The 16,314-nt window shown below is 71.1% G+C and carries 14 protein-coding genes, 1 tRNA gene and 1 pseudogene; 12 read left to right on the plus strand and 4 right to left on the minus strand.

Annotated features, from left to right (window positions below):
* Positions 1-50 precede the first annotated feature (50 nt).
* Positions 51-779, plus strand: coding sequence for a Tellurium resistance (locus tag ABZS71_RS20840; RefSeq protein ID WP_356212214.1), 729 nt, complete (start codon positions 51-53; stop codon positions 777-779).
* Positions 780-810: 31 nt separating this feature from the next.
* On the opposite strand, the gene ABZS71_RS20845 is transcribed toward ABZS71_RS20840, so the two are convergent.
* Positions 811-1,932 carry a TerD family protein gene (locus tag ABZS71_RS20845; protein ID WP_355850756.1) on the minus strand — a complete coding sequence of 374 codons (1,122 nt, stop codon included), beginning with the start codon at positions 1,930-1,932 and terminating at the stop codon, positions 811-813.
* A 233-nt stretch (positions 1,933-2,165) separates the two neighbouring features.
* On the opposite strand from ABZS71_RS20845, the gene ABZS71_RS20850 reads away from it, so the two are divergent.
* The 4 genes from ABZS71_RS20850 (at position 2,166) to ABZS71_RS20865 (ending at position 8,402) form a co-directional block, all read left to right on the plus strand.
* Positions 2,166-3,353, plus strand: a complete 1,188-nt coding sequence (locus ABZS71_RS20850; RefSeq protein WP_355850753.1) for an HpcH/HpaI aldolase/citrate lyase family protein — start codon at positions 2,166-2,168, stop codon at positions 3,351-3,353.
* Positions 3,354-3,357: 4 nt separating this feature from the next.
* The gene (locus tag ABZS71_RS20855; protein ID WP_356212139.1) at positions 3,358-6,762 is read left to right on the plus strand and encodes a phosphoribosyltransferase domain-containing protein; all 3,405 of its coding nucleotides are present in this window, start codon (positions 3,358-3,360) and stop codon (positions 6,760-6,762) included.
* Positions 6,759-7,619 (plus strand): HAD family hydrolase, encoded by an 861-nt coding sequence (locus ABZS71_RS20860; protein WP_355850746.1) that lies wholly within the window; start codon positions 6,759-6,761, stop codon positions 7,617-7,619. The genes ABZS71_RS20855 and ABZS71_RS20860 overlap by 4 nt, the downstream gene beginning before the upstream one ends.
* Positions 7,620-7,739: 120 nt before the next feature.
* Positions 7,740-8,402, plus strand: a complete 663-nt coding sequence (locus tag ABZS71_RS20865) for an O-methyltransferase (protein ID WP_355850743.1) — start codon at positions 7,740-7,742, stop codon at positions 8,400-8,402.
* Here the strand turns inward: ABZS71_RS20865 and ABZS71_RS20870 are convergent.
* From ABZS71_RS20870 to ABZS71_RS20880, 3 genes are all read right to left on the minus strand, one after another.
* Positions 8,377-9,273: a DUF4383 domain-containing protein gene (locus ABZS71_RS20870; protein WP_356212142.1), complete on the minus strand. Its 897-nt coding sequence runs from the start codon at positions 9,271-9,273 to the stop codon at positions 8,377-8,379. The genes ABZS71_RS20865 and ABZS71_RS20870 overlap by 26 nt on opposite strands.
* 141 nt (positions 9,274-9,414) lie before the next feature.
* Positions 9,415-9,645 (minus strand): zinc ribbon domain-containing protein, encoded by a 231-nt coding sequence (locus ABZS71_RS20875; RefSeq protein WP_356212145.1) that lies wholly within the window; start codon positions 9,643-9,645, stop codon positions 9,415-9,417.
* A 54-nt stretch (positions 9,646-9,699) separates the two neighbouring features.
* Positions 9,700-10,998 carry a hypothetical protein gene (locus tag ABZS71_RS20880; protein WP_356212148.1) on the minus strand — a complete coding sequence of 433 codons (1,299 nt, stop codon included), beginning with the start codon at positions 10,996-10,998 and terminating at the stop codon, positions 9,700-9,702.
* A 296-nt stretch (positions 10,999-11,294) separates the two neighbouring features.
* Here ABZS71_RS20880 and ABZS71_RS20885 point away from each other — a divergent pair.
* The 7 genes and pseudogenes from ABZS71_RS20885 to ABZS71_RS20915 all read left to right on the plus strand — a co-directional run bounded on the left by ABZS71_RS20885 (position 11,295) and on the right by ABZS71_RS20915 (position 16,275).
* Positions 11,295-11,369, plus strand: a tRNA-Val gene (locus tag ABZS71_RS20885).
* A gap of 283 nt (positions 11,370-11,652) precedes the next feature.
* Positions 11,653-12,298 (plus strand): annotated as a pseudogene (locus ABZS71_RS20890) (substrate-binding domain-containing protein); the annotation flags it as partial.
* Between the two features lie 276 nt (positions 12,299-12,574).
* On the plus strand, positions 12,575-14,284 hold the full coding sequence (locus tag ABZS71_RS20895) for an ATP-binding protein (protein ID WP_356212151.1): 1,710 nt from the start codon (positions 12,575-12,577) through the stop codon (positions 14,282-14,284).
* 33 nt (positions 14,285-14,317) lie between these two features.
* Positions 14,318-14,713 (plus strand): roadblock/LC7 domain-containing protein, encoded by a 396-nt coding sequence (locus tag ABZS71_RS20900; RefSeq protein WP_355850731.1) that lies wholly within the window; start codon positions 14,318-14,320, stop codon positions 14,711-14,713.
* 3 nt (positions 14,714-14,716) lie between these two features.
* Complete coding sequence (locus ABZS71_RS20905; RefSeq protein WP_355850728.1) at positions 14,717-15,100, plus strand: DUF742 domain-containing protein; 384 nt, start codon at positions 14,717-14,719, stop codon at positions 15,098-15,100.
* On the plus strand, positions 15,078-15,743 hold the full coding sequence (locus ABZS71_RS20910) for an ATP/GTP-binding protein (RefSeq protein WP_355850725.1): 666 nt from the start codon (positions 15,078-15,080) through the stop codon (positions 15,741-15,743). The genes ABZS71_RS20905 and ABZS71_RS20910 overlap by 23 nt, the downstream gene beginning before the upstream one ends.
* The gene (locus ABZS71_RS20915; protein WP_356212154.1) at positions 15,715-16,275 is read left to right on the plus strand and encodes a GAF domain-containing protein; all 561 of its coding nucleotides are present in this window, start codon (positions 15,715-15,717) and stop codon (positions 16,273-16,275) included. The genes ABZS71_RS20910 and ABZS71_RS20915 overlap by 29 nt, the downstream gene beginning before the upstream one ends.
* Positions 16,276-16,314: the final 39 nt, after the last annotated feature.

Raw genomic sequence — 16,314 nt, forward strand, 5'->3', positions numbered from 1 at the left:
CCGCGGCAGTTGACGCAGGCGGGAGCCACGAAAGGGTGGGGGTGCGCACGATGGCGTTCTGGAACAACTGGGGACGGGCCGCGTGGCCCGAGTTCGACAGCGGCGGCGCGTCCGGTGTGGTCGAGCTGACCAAGCGGAATGCGACGATCTCCCTGACCAAGCAGGGCGCCGCCACCGGCAATCTGCGGATCAATCTCTCCTGGCAGATGCGGACGTCGGACTTCAACGGCAAGTCCGGGCGCGGCTCGCTGCGCCATCCGCTGCGGATGTTCAAACCGGAGATGGTGCAGGCCCAGGGCCCCGCCATGGTCAATGTCGACCTCGACCTGGCGGTCATGTACGAGCTGAAGAGCGGCGCCAAGGGCGTGGTCCAGCCGCTCGGCGACTTCTACGGCAATCTCAATGAGGCGCCGTACGTCAAGCTCAGCGGCGACGACCGGTTCGGATCGGGATCCGGCGAGACGATCTACGTCAATATGGACCACAAGGACGACATCAAGCGCCTGCTCGTCTTCGTCTATATCTACGACGGCACCCCCGCCTTCGACCGCACCCATGGCATGGTCACCCTCTACCCGAGCAATGGCCCGCGGGTGGAGATAGCGCTCCATGAGCGGGCCCCGCAGGCACGCTCCTGCGCGGTGGTCATGATCGAGAACGTCAAGGGCGAGATGGTGGTCCGCCGCGAGGTGAAGTACGTGTACGGCTTCCAGGCGGAGCTGGACCGGCTCTACGGGTGGGGGCTGCAGTGGGGCCGCGGCTACAAGACCAAGGTGTAGCAGCGGGCCGCCCTGCCCCGGCCCTGGGCCGTCACCTGTTCTGGAACTGCGGTCCCTGCGGCGGCAGGGTGAACGTATCGCTGTCGGGCCGCCGCCCGGTGGTGGGGTCCGGCACGGGCACGGGCGGCGGGGGCGGCGGCACCGACCCGGTCCGCTGTACCTGCTGCGGATAGCCGTACGCGGGCTGCTGCGGGTATCCGTATGCCGGCTGGGGCGGGTAGCCGTACGCGGGCTGCCCCGGGGTCTGGGCCGGCGGCTGCGGATAGAGCGGAGCCGGGCCCTGCGGCGAGGCGGCCGACGGCTGCGGCGGCACATAGCCGTATCCGCCGCTGTCGCCCTGTGCCGCGGCGGGCTGCACGGGCGGCGGGACGGGCTGCGTCAGCTGCGGGTCCCACGGGTCGGGCGGCGCCCCCTGCGGATAGCCGTAGGACGGCGGATGGGCCTGGGTCGGTGCCTGTGAGGAGCCCGGAGGCGGGGGCGGTGTCGGGGCGGGCGGCAGCGCCACCGCGGCCGGTGCCGGTGCCGCGGGGGGCTCGGAGGCGGCCGCGCCCTCCGGCTCGCCCGCGTCCGTACCCCCGCTCGCGTCCGCTCCCTCGCCGTCGTCCACCGAGATCCCGTACTCCGTCGCCAGCCCGACCAGCCCGGACTCATAGCCCTGCCCCAGCGCGCGGAACTTCCAGCCGTCCCCGCGCCGGTAGAGCTCACCGCAGATCAGCGCGGCCTCCTTGCCCGTCTCGGGCAGCACCGCGAAGATCGCGATCGGCTCCGCGTCCGCCGGGTCCGCCGCGCCGGGCGACGCGTCGTACAGCAGCAGGCTCAGATCCCGCACCTGCCCGAAGGTGCCGCCGTCCGCCGACGCGGCCAGCACCACCCGGTGCACCGCCGGCTCCAGCGCCGACAGATCCGCCTCGATGGTGTCCGTCAGCCCCTCCGACAGCCGCTTCTTCGGGAGGTGCCGGACCAGGCCCGAAGGGTGGCGCGGCTGGTTGTAGAAGACGAAGTCCTCGTCCGAGCGCACACGGTCGTCGCCGGCCAGCAGCAGCGCCGAGGCATCGATATCGGGCACGTCCGTGCCGGGGGTCCAGCGCAGCACCGCTCGTACGGCCGTGGCCTCCAGCGGGATGTTCGATCCCTTCAGCATCGCGTGCGTCATGGCCGCAATCCTGCCCTCCCGGCCGGGGCCGGGACAACGCAGGGGCGGGTTCGAATGCGATACGAGGGCGGTACGGGCGGCAGGGCGGGCATGCCGGACACTGAGCGGACGCACATGAGTTACGCGATTTTCACGCTCTTGGGGAACTTTTGACCCATGCTCGCACGTACGATAATCGGCCAACCGCGGGTCGGCGCGACCGAGGCCGGGTACCGGCAGTACGGGGGAGATATATGCGGCATTTTGGACACTTGCCGGACGAGGTGCGGACGAGCCTCTTTCACCGGGAGCCCGGTGAATTCTCCATGGACTCACCCGCCCGGACGCTGGCCGTCGCCCTCGGCGCGACCCTCTACTGCCCCGCGACCCGACCCCGGCTCGCCGAGGACATCGTCAAACAGGCAGGTCGGGGCGTGGTGTCCATGGTGCTGTGCCTGGAGGACTCCATCCAGGACGCCGAAGTGGCGGAGGCGGAGAAGAATCTCATACGGCAGTTCGCGGAGCTGGCGGAGCTCCATCCGGGCACCGCGCTGCCGCTCCTCTTCATCCGGGTCCGCACCCCGGAACAGATCGACGATCTCGTACGGCGGCTTGGACCGACCGTCCGGCTGCTGTCCGGATTCGTACTGCCCAAATTCAGCGAGGAGCGGGGCGTGCTCTTCCTCGAGGCGCTGATCTCGGCCGAAAACGCCGAGGTGACCGCGGCGTTGGGCGGCCGACGGCTCTACGCGATGCCGGTCCTCGAATCGCCCGAGCTGATGCACCGCGAGACCCGCACCGAAACCCTCAGCGGCATCAGCCGGATCGTCGACAAATACCGCGACCGGGTGCTGGCGCTGCGCCTCGGAGTGACCGATCTCTGCTCGGCCTACGGGCTGCGCAGGGCGCCGTACATGACCGCCTACGACGTACAGCTCGTCGCGTCCGTCATCGGCGATGTGGTCAACATGCTGGGGCGGGCCGACGGCACCGGCTTCACCGTCACCGGGCCGGTGTGGGAGTACTTCAAGCACCATGAGCGGATGTTCAAACCGCAGCTGCGCAGCAGCCCCTTCAGCGGGCGCGCGGAGTCACTGCGTACGGCCCTGATCGAGCACGACATGGACGGGCTGCTGCGCGAGATCGAGCTCGACCGGGCGAACGGGCTGCAGGGCAAGACCTGTATCCACCCCACCCACGTCGCCCCGGTGCACGCGCTGTCCGTCGTCAGCCATGAGGAGTTCAGCGACGCGGCGGACCTCCTCGAACCGCAGCGGTGCGGGGGCGGTGTGCTGCGTTCGTCGTACACCAACAAAATGAACGAGGTGAAGCCGCATCGGGCATGGGCCGAGCGGACCATGCAGCGCGCGGAGGTCTTCGGGGTCGCCCGGGAGGATGTGAGCTTCGTGGAGCTGCTGGCGGCGAGCGTGCGGACCGGATGACTGGATGAGAAGCCAGGGAAGCCAGGGAAGCCAGGGAAGCGGGGCGCGGGACGTGGTGTGGTCGGGGCAGTGGGTCGCGGACCGGCTGGGAGTGCGGCTCGAGGGCGGCGAGGCGTGGCCTGGGCTGCCGGTGCCGGCTGAGCGGCCTGGTTCGGCTGAGCGGTCCGAGCTGCCGGGGCCGGCTGAGCGGCGTGGGCCAGCCGAGCGGTCCGGGCTGCCTGAGCGGCAGGAGCGGCCTGAGCAGCACGGGCTGCCCGAGCGGCCTGGACCGGAGGAGCCGCACGAGCCCCAGGAGCCGCACGAGCCCCAGGAGCCGCAGGAGCCGCACGAGCCACACAAGCCGCACGAGCCGCATGAGCGGCCCGGGCTGCACGACCTGCTGGGGCTCGCGCTGCGGCGCAACCCCAAGCGGGCGCATCTGCTGGTCTCGAACGTTCTCGGCAAGCACGTCCCGCAGCGGCCCGCGACCGTCCACGGCGCGGGCGTGGCGCTCGGCCGCCGGGTGCGGGAGCTCCTCGGCGAGGATGCCGCGGCGCGCGCGGTCGTCCTCGGCTACGCGGAGACGGCCACCGGCCTCGGCCACAGCGTCGCCGACGGCCTCGCCCTCGCCCCCTACCTCCACTCGACCCGCCGCCCGGTCGCGGGCGTCGCGAGCGTGGGCGGCTTCGAGGAGGAGCACAGCCACGCCACGTCCCATCTGCTGCTCCCGGAGGACCCGGGTCTGCTGGGCGGTGACGGTCCCCTGGTGCTGGTGGACGACGAGTTCTCCACGGGTAAGACGGTCCTCAACACGATTGCGGCCCTCCACCGCCGCTTCCCCCGCGACCACTACGTGGTCGTTGCCCTGGTCGATATGCGCTCCCCCCAGGACCGCACCCAACTGGACGCCTTCGCGGCCGACCTGGGCGCCCGCGTCGACCTGATCGCGGCGGCGGCGGGTACGGTGCGCCTCCCGGAGGGGGTGCTGGAGCGAGGCCAGCGGCTGGTGGCCGAGCACGAGGTGGAACCGACGGACGCTGGGGCCGGACCGGTGACCGAGGCGGGACCGTCGGCCGCCCGATCCGGCACAGCCGCGCTCAGGATCGACCTCGCCTGGCCGGAAGGCCTCCCGGACGGCGGCCGCCACGGCTTCACCCCCGCCCACCGCGCCCACCTGGAGGCAGCGCTCCCAGACATGGCGACCCGCATAGCGGAAGCCCTGTCGACGCCGCCCCACCCGGCCGTACGCCCCGCCGCGCCCTCCGACGACGAGCCGCAGCCGGGCGAGACCCGTACCGACGGCCCCGCGCCGACGCCGGCCCACCCGGCCACGCCCGCCGGTGGCGGGCCGCAGGCCGGGCGGGAGGCGTCGGGCGGGCTGTGTGCCCGCGAGGAGCAGTTGGGCGGCCCGGAGTCGGACGCCGCCGTGCCGGGCGAGGGCCGGGCCGATGCCCCGCAGGCGGCGCCGGGCCGCCCGGGTACGTACCCCGACGCCCTCGCGGCGCCCGCCGGTGGCGGGCCGCGGTCGGGCGAGACGCGGCCCGACGGCCCGGCGCCGGCGTCGGACCACTCGGCCGCGTCGTCCGGCGGACCGGCCACGCCCGCCGACGGCGAACCGCAGGCCAGGCGCGAGGCGTGGGGCGGGCGGCGCGGCAGCGAGGAGCTGCTGGGCGGCCTGGCTTCAACGCCGCCCCACTCGGCCGCATCCCCCGTCGGACCCTCCTCGGGCGGGCAGGGCGGTGGCGCCACCGCCGCCCCAGCCGCGCCCCGCCACCGCGTACTGGTTCTCGGGTTCGAGGAGCTGATGTACGCCCCCCTCCGTATCGCCGAGGCCCTCGATGACGCCCTCGACGGCGTCGAGGTGCGCTATTCGACGACCACGCGGTCGCCCGTGCTCGCCGTTGACGATCCCGGGTACGCCATCCGTACCCGGCTCACCTTCCCCGCCCATGACGACCCCGCCGACGGGCCCGGTCCGCGCTACGCGTACAACGTGGCGCCCGGCAGCGACCCGACGCGCCGCTTCGACGCCGTCGTCGCCGTCGTCGACTCGACCGCCGACACCCCCGCGCTGCACGCCCCCGACGGGCTGCTCGCGCGGCTGGCCGCGCAGACCGACCGGCTGCTGCTGGCCGTCGTGCCGTCGTACGTCCCCCAGCCCCCACCCACCCCCCGCCCCGTCCCCGAACGACAGGCCCCGCCCATGCACCAACCGTCGCACGAGCCGCTGCGCGGACCCGATTTCTCTTCCTACGCCCCCGATGAAGTCGGCTGGCTGCTCCAGGACTTCTCCCAGGTCACCCTCGAAGCACCCACCGAGGAGCGGGAGGAGGCGATCCAGAGCGGGGGCGCGCACTACGCCGAGTCGCTGCCTGTGGAGTACCAGCCGAGCGCGCGCTACCAGGAGCTTTTCCGGGCGGCCCTCGACACCTCCGCCGCCCGTATCGCCCGCGCGGTCGGCGCGGTCACCGAGACCGTGCTCGCCGAGCGGTCCCCGCGCCCGGTCCTGGTCTCGCTCGCCCGCGCCGGCACCCCCGTCGGTGTGCTGATGCGCCGCTGGGCGCAGCATGCGCACGGGCTGGACCTCCCGCACTACGCGATCTCCATCGTCCGCGGCCGTGGCATCGACACCGCCGCCCTGCGCTGGCTGGCGGACCACCACGATCCGGCCGACCTCGTCTTCGTGGACGGCTGGACGGGCAAGGGCGCGATCACCCGCGAGCTGGCGGACGCCGTCGCGCCGTACCCGGACATCGATCCGCGGATCGCCGTCCTCGCCGACCCCGGCCGTTGCGTCGAGACCTATGGCACGCGTGACGACTTCCTCGTCCCCTCCGCCTGCCTCAACTCGACCGTCTCCGGGCTGATATCGCGCACCGTGCTCCGCGCCGACCTCGTCGGCCCGAACGACTTCCACGGCGCCAAGTACTACCGTGAGCTGGCCGACGCCGATGTCTCGGCGCACTTCCTGGACACCGTCGCGGCGTGCTTCGACGAGGTCGCCGACGCCGTCGTGGCCGACGCCAAGGAGCTCGCGGCCACCGACCGCACCCCGACCTGGGAGGGATGGGCCGCCGTCGAGCGGATCAGCCAGGAGTACGGCATCCACGACGTCAACCTCGTCAAACCGGGCGTCGGCGAGACCACGCGGGTGCTGCTGCGCCGCGTGCCGTGGAAGATCCTGGCCCAGCGCGGCGCGGGCGCGGACCTGGACCATGTGCGGCTGCTCGCCGAGCAGCGCGGGGTGCCGGTCGAGGAGACGGACGGCCTGCCGTACACCTGCGTCGGGCTGATCCACCCGCGCTACACACGAGGCGCGACGGGCGCTGACGGCAAGGCCGTGGGGAAAACGGTGGACAGCACAGTGAACGGCACAGTGAACGGCCCGGCGAACGGCCCGGCGAACGAGAGAGCGGTGGCGGCACGATGAGCGTTCTGGTGGCAAGCGATCTCGACCGCACGCTGATCTACTCGGCGGCGGCCCTCGGCCTCGACATGCCCGACGCCGAGGCCCCGCGCCTGCTGTGCGTCGAGGTCTACGAGGGCCGTCCGCTGTCGTACATGACGGAGACCGCGGCCGGGCTGCTCGCCGAGCTGGTCCGTACCTCCGTCTTCGTCCCGACGACGACCCGCACCCCCGCGCAGTACGCCCGTGTCAGCCTCCCCGGCCCCGCCTCCCGCTTCGCGATCTGCGCCAATGGCGGACATCTGCTGGTCGACGGCGAGTCCGACCCCGAATGGCATGCGAGCGTGCGCGCCACCCTGGCCGATGAATGCGCCCCCCTGGAGGAGATCCGCGCCCACCTCAGCGCCACCGCCGACCCCGCCTGGCTGCTCAAGGAGCGGGTCGCGGACGAGCTGTTCGCGTATCTCGTCGTCGAACGGGACCTGCTGCCCGAGGAGTACGTCAAGGAGCTGGCGCAGTGGGCCGAGCCGCGCGGCTGGACGGTCTCGCTCCAGGGCCGCAAGGTCTACGCCGTACCCAAGCCGCTCACCAAGAGCGCGGCGGTCGCCGAGATCAAGCGCCGTACGGGTGCGGAAGAGGTGCTCGCCGCCGGTGACTCGCTGCTCGACACCGATCTGCTGCTCGCCGCCGACCGCGGCTGGCGGCCCGGCCACGGCGAGCTGGCCGACGCCGGCTGGACGGCGCCGCAGCTGACGGTGGTCGAGGAGCAGGGCGTCGCGGCGGGCGAGGCGATCGTCCGGGCCCTCGGCGAGCGCGCGTCCGTCACCTGGGCGCGGGCACGCAGCGAGGTCATCCGCGCCGTCTCCCGCGGCCGGGGCTGATCCACGGCCACCGCAGGCCCTCTTCGGGTTACAGTCGCCGAGTCCTCGCCGTCCTGCGTTACCTGGGAAGTTGAGCGAAGAACGGAAGCGCCGACGGCCGGAAGAGCCGAAGGGGGCCATGTGGCCGAGAGCAAGAGCACACCGATAACGGCCGAGCTGTACGACTACGTACTGCGGCACAACCCGCCGCTGGACCCCGTGCAGCGCGGGCTTGTCGAGGTCACGCACGCCAGATTCCCCGAGCACGCGGGCATGCAGTCCGCCGAGGAGCAGGGCCCGCTGCTGGCGTTCCTGGTCCGGCTGACCGGGGCGCGGCACATCGTCGAGGTCGGGACCTTCACCGGGTTCTCCGCGCTCGCCATGGCGCAGGCGCTGCCCGCCGACGGCAAGCTGATCGCCTGCGATGTGTCGGAGGAGTGGACGGCGTACGGGCGGGAGGCGTGGGCGAAGGCCGGGGTCGAGGACCGGATCGAGCTGCGGATCGCCCCCGCGCTGGACACCCTGCGGGCGATGCCCGCCGAGCCCCATATCGACCTGGCCTACCTCGACGCGGACAAGGGGAACTACATCCCGTACTGGGAGGAGCTGGTGTCGCGGCTGAACCCCGGCGGGCTGATCGTCGCGGACAATGTGTTCTTCCACGGGGAGGTCACGGATGCGGCGGCCTCGGGCCCGGGCGCCGCGATCCAGGCGTTCAACGACCATGTGGCCGCCGACGCCCGGATGGAGGCGGTCATGCTGACGGTCGCGGACGGCCTCACTGTGGCGCGCCGCCGCCGCTGAGCCGCTCGCGGCGGTGCCGCCGTAGCGGCGCCCAGCGCCGGGCGCGGGGCGCCGGCTTCTCGGCGGGCTCGGTGCCGCCGGGCTGATCCAGCTTGCCCCACTTACCGGGTGGCTGACCCGGCGGCTGCCGGGACGGGCGGTCGGCCTCGGCCGCGCCACCCTCGGCGTCCACGACGCTCCGCCGCCCCGGCTCTGCCGCCGGCCCCGGCCCCGGCCCACGCTCGCCCTGCGGCCCACCGCCGGGCGTGAGCGGCGTACCGGGCGGGCCGCCCTGCTCGGCGGCGCGGCGGGCGGCGATGGCCTCGTGGGCGCGGGCCTCGCGTTCGGCCTGCTCGGGGTGGCGGGCCAGCCAGTACGGATTGTCGTGCGGCAACCCGCCGCTGACCCGCCCGTACATCCCGAACCACATCAGCATCAGCCCGACCACGAAGCTGAACAGCACATTCTGCATCTGGAACGCCAGAAAGTTGATGCCGGTCCGCAGCAGGGCGAGATTGACGAAACCGCTCAGCAGGAAGAGGAGCCCGAGCACGATATTGAGCGTCGAGGCGAAGTTGCCGCCGATGACCATGCCGATGAACAGCAGCAGCCCGATGACGATGGACAGCACGCTCAGCGCGCCGTTGGTGTTCAGACCGGCGACGGTGGCACCGCCGGTGTCGAAGAACCCGACCTGGTGCATCAGACCGAGGATGCCGAAGGCGACGAGGACGAGCCCCATGAGCCCGGCGCCCACTCGATAGACCTGACTGAGCCGGTGATCGACCGGCAGATGCTCGTCGAGCTTGGTGTGACCGCCGATCCTCTCCGGGAGATGGCGTGCGATTCCCGCGGGGTCAGGACCGATGGGGGAGGGGCGGCTCGTAGCCATCTCCGGCCTCCTTTGCTTCGCCGGACCTCGGCTTCGCGGTCGAGGCCGTACCCGCAGAGGTACGTCATCGGGGTCCGTGTCCCGAAGGCGCAGCGCAGGTACGTATCTCCCAGGATCCGCCCCGCCCCGGCCGGGCTCAAGTCAGCCGCAGCAGCCGCCCCCGCAGCACCCGCCACCGCCACCGCCGCCACCGGGCTGGGGCCGGGGCGGCGCGGAGGCGGACGAGGCGCCGGTGACGGCCACGGTCGACAGCAGCTTCACCGTGTCGTCGTGCCCCTCCGGGCAGGACGCGGGGGCCGAGGACTCGGCCATCGGCCGGTTCAGCTCGAAGGTGGTGCCGCAGGCGCGGCAGCGGTACTCGTAGCGAGGCATGACAGGAGCATAACCAGCAAGCAGCAGGTCAGCCGCCTGAATCCGGGCAGCGGCTCAATGCCCGCCGCCCCGCTCCTCCCGGATGTGCTGCACCACCCGGGCCACGGCCTGCCGGACGGCCTCGGTCTCGGACAGGAAGTGCCACCAGTCCGGATGCCGCCCCTCCAGCCCCGCGATCGCCCGCTCCAGCCGCTCCACGGCCTCGTCCAGCGGCCGCGCGTGCCGGGGGTCGGGCGTGCTGCGCCCGGCCATCGCCAGCCGCTGGGCGTCGCGGATCGCGAAGCGGGTGCGGTCGATCTCCTTCCGCTGGTCGAACGACACCTCGTCCAGCCGCCGCAGCCGGTCCCCGGCCGCCGATACCGCCTCGTCCGTAGTGTTCAGCAGCGCCCGTACGGTCGCGAGCAGCGCCGTGGCGTCCGGCCAGCGCTGCGCCTCGCGCGCCGCCTGCGCCTCCTTGAGCTTCTCCTCGGCCCGCGCCACAGCCCGCGCCGCCTGCTCGGGGACCGGCTGCAGATCCTGCCAGCAGGCCGCGCTGTAGCGGCGGCGCAGCTCGCTGAGGACGGGCTCGACCCCGGCCGCCCGGGTGGTGATCGCCTGAGCGCGCGTACGCAGCGACACCAGCCGCCGGTCGATCTCGGCCGCCCGCTCCGGCAGCCGCTCGGCCTCCCCGCGCACGGCCTCCGCCTTGCGCAGCACATCGTCCGCCCGCCGGATCGTCTCCTGCACCCCGTGCTGCCCGGCGCCCTGGTTGAGCTTGGTCAGCTCGGGCGACAACGCCGCGAGCCGCGCTGCCAGATCGTCCGCCCGCAGCCCCGAGCCACGCACCGCGTCCAGCGCGTTACTCGCCGCGAGCAACGCCTGCCGCGCCCGCTCCACCGCCGGCGCCAGCCGCGCCAGCTGCGTCTCGGCCTGCTGCAACAGCGGCCCCAGCCCCTGCGCGAACCGGTCGAGGTCCGCCTTGGTGTGCACCAGCTCGTCCCTGGCCCACGTCAGGTCCGCGCGGGCGCGGCCAGCCGTGGCCGCGTCCAGATCGTCACGGTCCAGATCATGTGCGTCGACCGCCGTGATGTAATCCCGGCTGACCCGGTCGATCCGCTGCCCGAGCGCCGCGAAGTCGGCCGCCGTACGCCGCGCGGCGGGGGAGTCGTCCACCGCGGTGATCATCTCGATGGAGATCCGCAGATCCCGCTGCGCCGTGTCCAGCTCATAGAACGCCGCCGCCGCGGCATCCCTCGCCGCCTGCGCCTCCGCCCGCTGACTCTCCCCCCGGCCCCCGAACCACCGCCGCCCGCCCCCACCCCCGGCGAACGTCAACGGCAGCACCACCATCACCAGCGGCACCGGCACCAGCATCAGACCCAGAACGGACGGACGACGCGAACGGCGCGGACGGCGCGCTGGACGCGCAGACTCTGCAGGTGTCGCCGCCACTTCCCTCTCCCCATGGTTCGCCCAGGCCCGGATGTCATTCTCCCACCCGTCACTGACGAGCACAGCGGTCGGTACGGTTCACGATCGACGGACCTTCCGCCGCGCGGTCGTGATCTACGGACCTTCCACCGTACGGTCCGCGATCTACGGCCCTTCCGCCCCCCGCGGCTTGATTGCGGCACCACCCCACGGACCCTGTAGGCTGACAGCTCCCCTCAGGGCGCATAGCTCAGCGGTAGAGCGCTGCCCTTACAAGGCAGATGTCGGCGGTTCGAACCCGTCTGCGCCCACCAGTGCGAAGACCCCAGCGATCAAGACTGAGGGCCCTTGACATCCGTGGTGACATCCCCCGGTCTGATGCCCATTCGCCTGCGTCAGCGATCCGCTGACGCAACCGTTCATGTCAGGCGCCCGGTCTTGGCAACGCTCCCTGCTATGCGCTGACGGCAGTTCCCTCGCTCGCCGGCGCGAGTTGCGGTGTGTCATGTGTGGCTCCGGGCCAGTTCCCGCTCGTGTTGCGGCGCGTGGTCGTGTCGGGGGAGCGGGAGCGGGGTTGTCAGGATGAGGAGACCGGCCCGGCGGCTCGCGCCGGCAGGTCTGCTGCGCGGCTTCCACCGCGCGCATTCCGAGACCGCACTCGACGTCGTGACGCTCTTCGACGCCGACGCGGCTATCGCCGCTGTCCGGTCGGGCACGATCGACGCGTCCTTCCGCGCCGTCACCCTGCCCGTGCGACAGCTCCCCGACGGCATCGAGGCCGTCCGGGTGATCGACGAGCCCATCCAGCTCCTCACCGGACCGGCCCACGAGTTCGCCGCCGCCCGCGCGGTCACACCCGCGCAGCTCGCCGGGCACAGGATCTGGATCCCCGGCATCGTCGCCGGTACCGAGTGGGCCGCCTACTACGACGACCTCGCCGCCGCGTTCGGGTTCACCATCGAGGTGACCGGCCCCGACTTCGGCACCGAGCCGCTGCTCGACACGATCGCCGACTCCTCGACAGCTGGCGGCCTTCGTCGGCGAACAGACCCGCCTCGTGTGGCCCGCCGACGACGACTTGCGGCGCGTTGCGGTGCACGATCCGACGCCGGTCTACCCGCACTCACTGATCTGGCGTAGCGACAATCCGCACCCCGCGCTCGCCGCACTCCGCGACTACCTCGGCTCCACACGGCCCGACCACCGCGACGCCGAGACATGGACACCGAAATGGGCGCAGTGATCGACACCGCCGTGTCAACGAATCAACCCCCCCACCAGTGCGGTTCTCGTCGCCCTCGCCAGAACGTTCGAGCGGTTCGAGCAGACGTGGGTCATGGGGGTCGGGTCAGTGGGGGAACATGCGGTCTGGTAGATCATTCCCTAGGACGTAACCACTCGTGACGTCGAGTGCTGTGAGAGGTAACGTGCCTCGCACACTCTCGGCCAGCTGGCCGATATGCAACCAGGGACTGTCATGCAGGAACCTTCGATGTCGCCCACTCATGCCCACCAGGAGATGACGTCAGCCGACTCTCAGACGTGGCATGTCCCGGACATTTTGCCCCAGGGTGGCCAAGGCGACGCAGCTCAGCGCCGCATGGTGCTTCTCGCGGTATTGCCTGCCGGGCTGGTCACGATCACCGGAGCCGCAGCCGCCGCTCTGATGTTCACCGTGGGTGTGGCCCACGTCGACAGGGACGCCTTCTGGGGTCTGCTCACGGGCGTGCTGCTGTTCATCTGCGCGATCCTTATGGGCGCGGGGCTCTTCGCCTCCGCGAAGGCGCGGGACCTCACGCGCCGCTATGCCGAGCTGAGCCGCTTCGCGGCACACGGCCAGGCCGAACTGGCCGCGTTGCGTCAGCGGATAGACCATGGACAACAGCTCATACGCCGTCAGCAGAGCCCGCTACCCGGGCCGACGGGAGACGCGCTGGATCGGCTCGGTCATGAGATCGCATCCGCCCAGCGCGCTGCCGAGGCCGCTGTGGTGGAGCTCGCGGCGCGGGCCCGCGGCGGCGAGCAATTCGAGGTCTTCGCCAATCTGGCCCGGAGGCTGGAGTCTCTGGTGCACCGCGAGATCGGGCAGCTGGACGATCTGGAGAACGAGGTCGAGAACCCGGACCTGCTCAAGGGCCTGTTCCATGTGGACCACTTGGCTACCCGTATCCGGCGATACGCCGAGAATCTCGCCGTGCTCGGCGGCGCTGTCTCCCACCGCCAGTGGACCCGCCCGGTCAGCATGAGCGATGTGCTGCGTTCGGCGGTTGCCGAGATCGAGCAGTATTCGCGGGTCAAGCTGGTGCCTCCGGTGGACGGGACGCTGAAGGGGCACGCGGTCGTCGACGTGGTCCACCTGCTGGCGGAGCTGGTGGAGAACGCCACGGTGTTTTCCCCTCCCCAGACCCAGGTGCTGCTGCGTGCCGAGCTCGTCAACGCCGGGCTGGCGATCGAGGTCGAGGACCGTGGTCTCGGCATGACCTCCACCGAGCGGAATCAGATGAATTCCCTGCTCGCCTCCCCTGACGGCATCGCTTTGGGTGAGCTGCTGCAGGACGGTCGGATCGGCCTGTACGTGGTCTCCGCGCTTGCCCGGCGGCACGGCATCGCCGTACAACTTCAGAGCAATGTCTACGGCGGTACGCAGGCGGTGGTGGTGGTGCCGCACGAGATGCTGGGCCAGCCCGCGGACGCGGTGGAAGCACAGCAACAACCGTCGGGCGTCACTCCGCCCGCCCCTCATGGACACGCCAACGACTCGGCGAAGCAGACACTCGCGCAGGACACGCCGGCCGCCCGAGGCCCGGTGCCCGGGTCGGCCCCCGCACCTGCACCGACACCCGCGTCGGCCCCCGCACCTGCACCGACACCCGCGCCGGCCCCCACACGTGCACCGGCCCCCGCGCCGGCCTCCGCACCGGCACCGGCCCCCGCACCCGCACCGGCGCCGGCCCCCGCACCGCCGCTCGCCCCCGTCGCGGTACCCACGCCGGCGGGCGGTCGCCCCGTGCTGCCCAAGCGTCGCCGTCAGGAAAACCTCTCCCCGGAATTGCGGCAGCCCTCCCAGGCTGCCGTGGCGCTGGAAGAAGCCGAGCACGATCCCGGCCTGATGGCCGCCTTCCAGACCGGCATCCGCCTGGCCGAGGAATCCACGGAAGCCCAAGGATCCACGAAATCCGACACTTCCCCGTCCCTTGGCGGGGATACCCGACCAGACCCTGCCCCCTAGCGGTTTCATGTCATTGAGGAGAAGTGCGCGATCGTGGTGAGCGAAGATCTTTCTTGGCTGTTGAGCGGCCTGGTGCAGCGCGTACCGCATACGCGCAGCGGACTGTTGTTGTCCTCGGACGGTCTGGTGATGGCCTCGGATGGAATGGAGAAAGACGCGGCGGATCATATGGCGGCACTCGCGAGCGGGCTCTACTCGCTGGCCCGCGGTGCCGGCAAGCGATTTGACGACGGCGGTGATGTGCGGCAGATCGTGACGGAACTCAGCAACTCGCTGCTCTTCGTCTCCGCGGCTGGTCAGGGCGCCCTGTTGGCGGTGCTTGCCGGGCGCGAAGCGGACGTCTCGGTTCTGGGCTACGAGATGGCCATGATGGTCAAGAGCGTTCGCCCCCATCTAGGGGCCTCTCCCCGTCAGTCGGTGGAGCAGTGAGAGATGCCGGACGCCCCGGATGGGCCATTGCTCGACGAGGCCGCCGGGCGGCTAGTCCGCCCGTACACCGTCAGCCACGGACGCACCGAACCGACATGCCACTTCGACCTGATGACCATGGTGGCGGCCACCGGTACCGTGCTTCGGGGCACCCTCGGACTGGATCACACACATGTGCTTGAGCTGTGCCGGACGCCGGTCACGGTGGCTGAGATCGCGGCGCACACACAGATGCCCGCAACGGTGATCAAAGTGCTGCTGTCCGACTTGCTGGAGCGCGGCGCGGTCGTCGTACGGCCCTTCATCCTGGGACCGGATGGGCCACGTTCCACCCCCGATCTAGAACTATTGGAGGCGTTGCGGGATGGGCTCCTCAAACGACTCTGAGGTACCCGGCGCCGAGTCCCTTCCGATGGGGATCAAGATTCTGATCGCCGGGGGTTTCGGGGTGGGCAAGACCACCTTTGTGGGAGCGGTCAGCGAGATCGAGCCGCTGAGCACGGAAGAGCTACTGACCGAGGTCAGTGCTGCCACGGACAGGCTGGACGGGGTGGAGAACAAGGCCACCACCACGGTCGCGATGGACTTCGGCCGGCTCACCATCAGCCCCCACCACGTGCTCTATCTGTTCGGCACGCCCGGCCAGGAGCGCTTCTGGTTCATGTGGGACGAGATGTCAGCCGGTGCGCTTGGTGCGGTGGTGCTCGCCGACACCCGTCGGCTGGACCACTCTTTCGCGGCGGTTGACTTCTTTGAATCACGTGGCATCAGCTTCATCGTCGCGGTCAATGAGTTCGACGGATCGCACCGCTATCAGCCGGAAGAGGTGCGGGCGGCGCTCGACCTCAAGCCCGAGGTGCCGGTGGTCCTGGGTGATGCTCGCCTGTCCGGCTCCGGTATTCGGATACTACTTTCCCTCGTGCAACATCTGATCAATTCAAGGAGTTCCCATGGAACCGATGGGGTTCACACCTCCCTCCGGAGGGGAGAGGGGGATCGCCATGCGTCATCTGCTTCTCCCTCCGGATGACCCGGAGGCAGAGGCCCGGGCACGCCGGCTTCGGGAATTGGGGATCGAGGACAAGCCCGTTCCGGAGTTCGATGACTTCGCGCGCGAACTGGCGAAGCGCACCGGGGGTTGCTACTCGGGTGTCAACTTCTTCATCGACGAGGACCGTCAGTACTACGCGGGCTTGTACAGCGCGGCCTCCGACACAACCGTGAGGCTGGAGTCCCCCCTTCTCGAGGATCCCGTGCCCGGCCGGGTGATGCCTCGTGGCTTCGACATCGGTTTCTGCCCGCATGTGGTCAGGCGGCGCAAGGCTCTGGTGCTGGAGGACGTCCGCGACTTTCCACGTTTCGCCGGGAATCACGTGGTCGACGCGATCGGAATCCACTCCTACCTGGGCGCGCCGCTGATCGACCACACGGGCATGGTGCTGGGCACGATCTGTGTGGTGGACCAGGATCCGCATCCCTGGGGTCACGAAGGTCTGGAGACCATCAAGACCATGGCGGCTGAACTGGTGGAGCGCATCGAGCGGTCGGCGGACCGCCAGTGAGGGAGCCTGCTTGAGCGAGGATCCTGTGACCCCGTGTAC

It is taken from the genome of Streptomyces sp. NPDC005393 (genome assembly GCF_040606675.1).
In the GTDB taxonomy this organism is placed as follows: domain Bacteria; phylum Actinomycetota; class Actinomycetes; order Streptomycetales; family Streptomycetaceae; genus Streptomyces.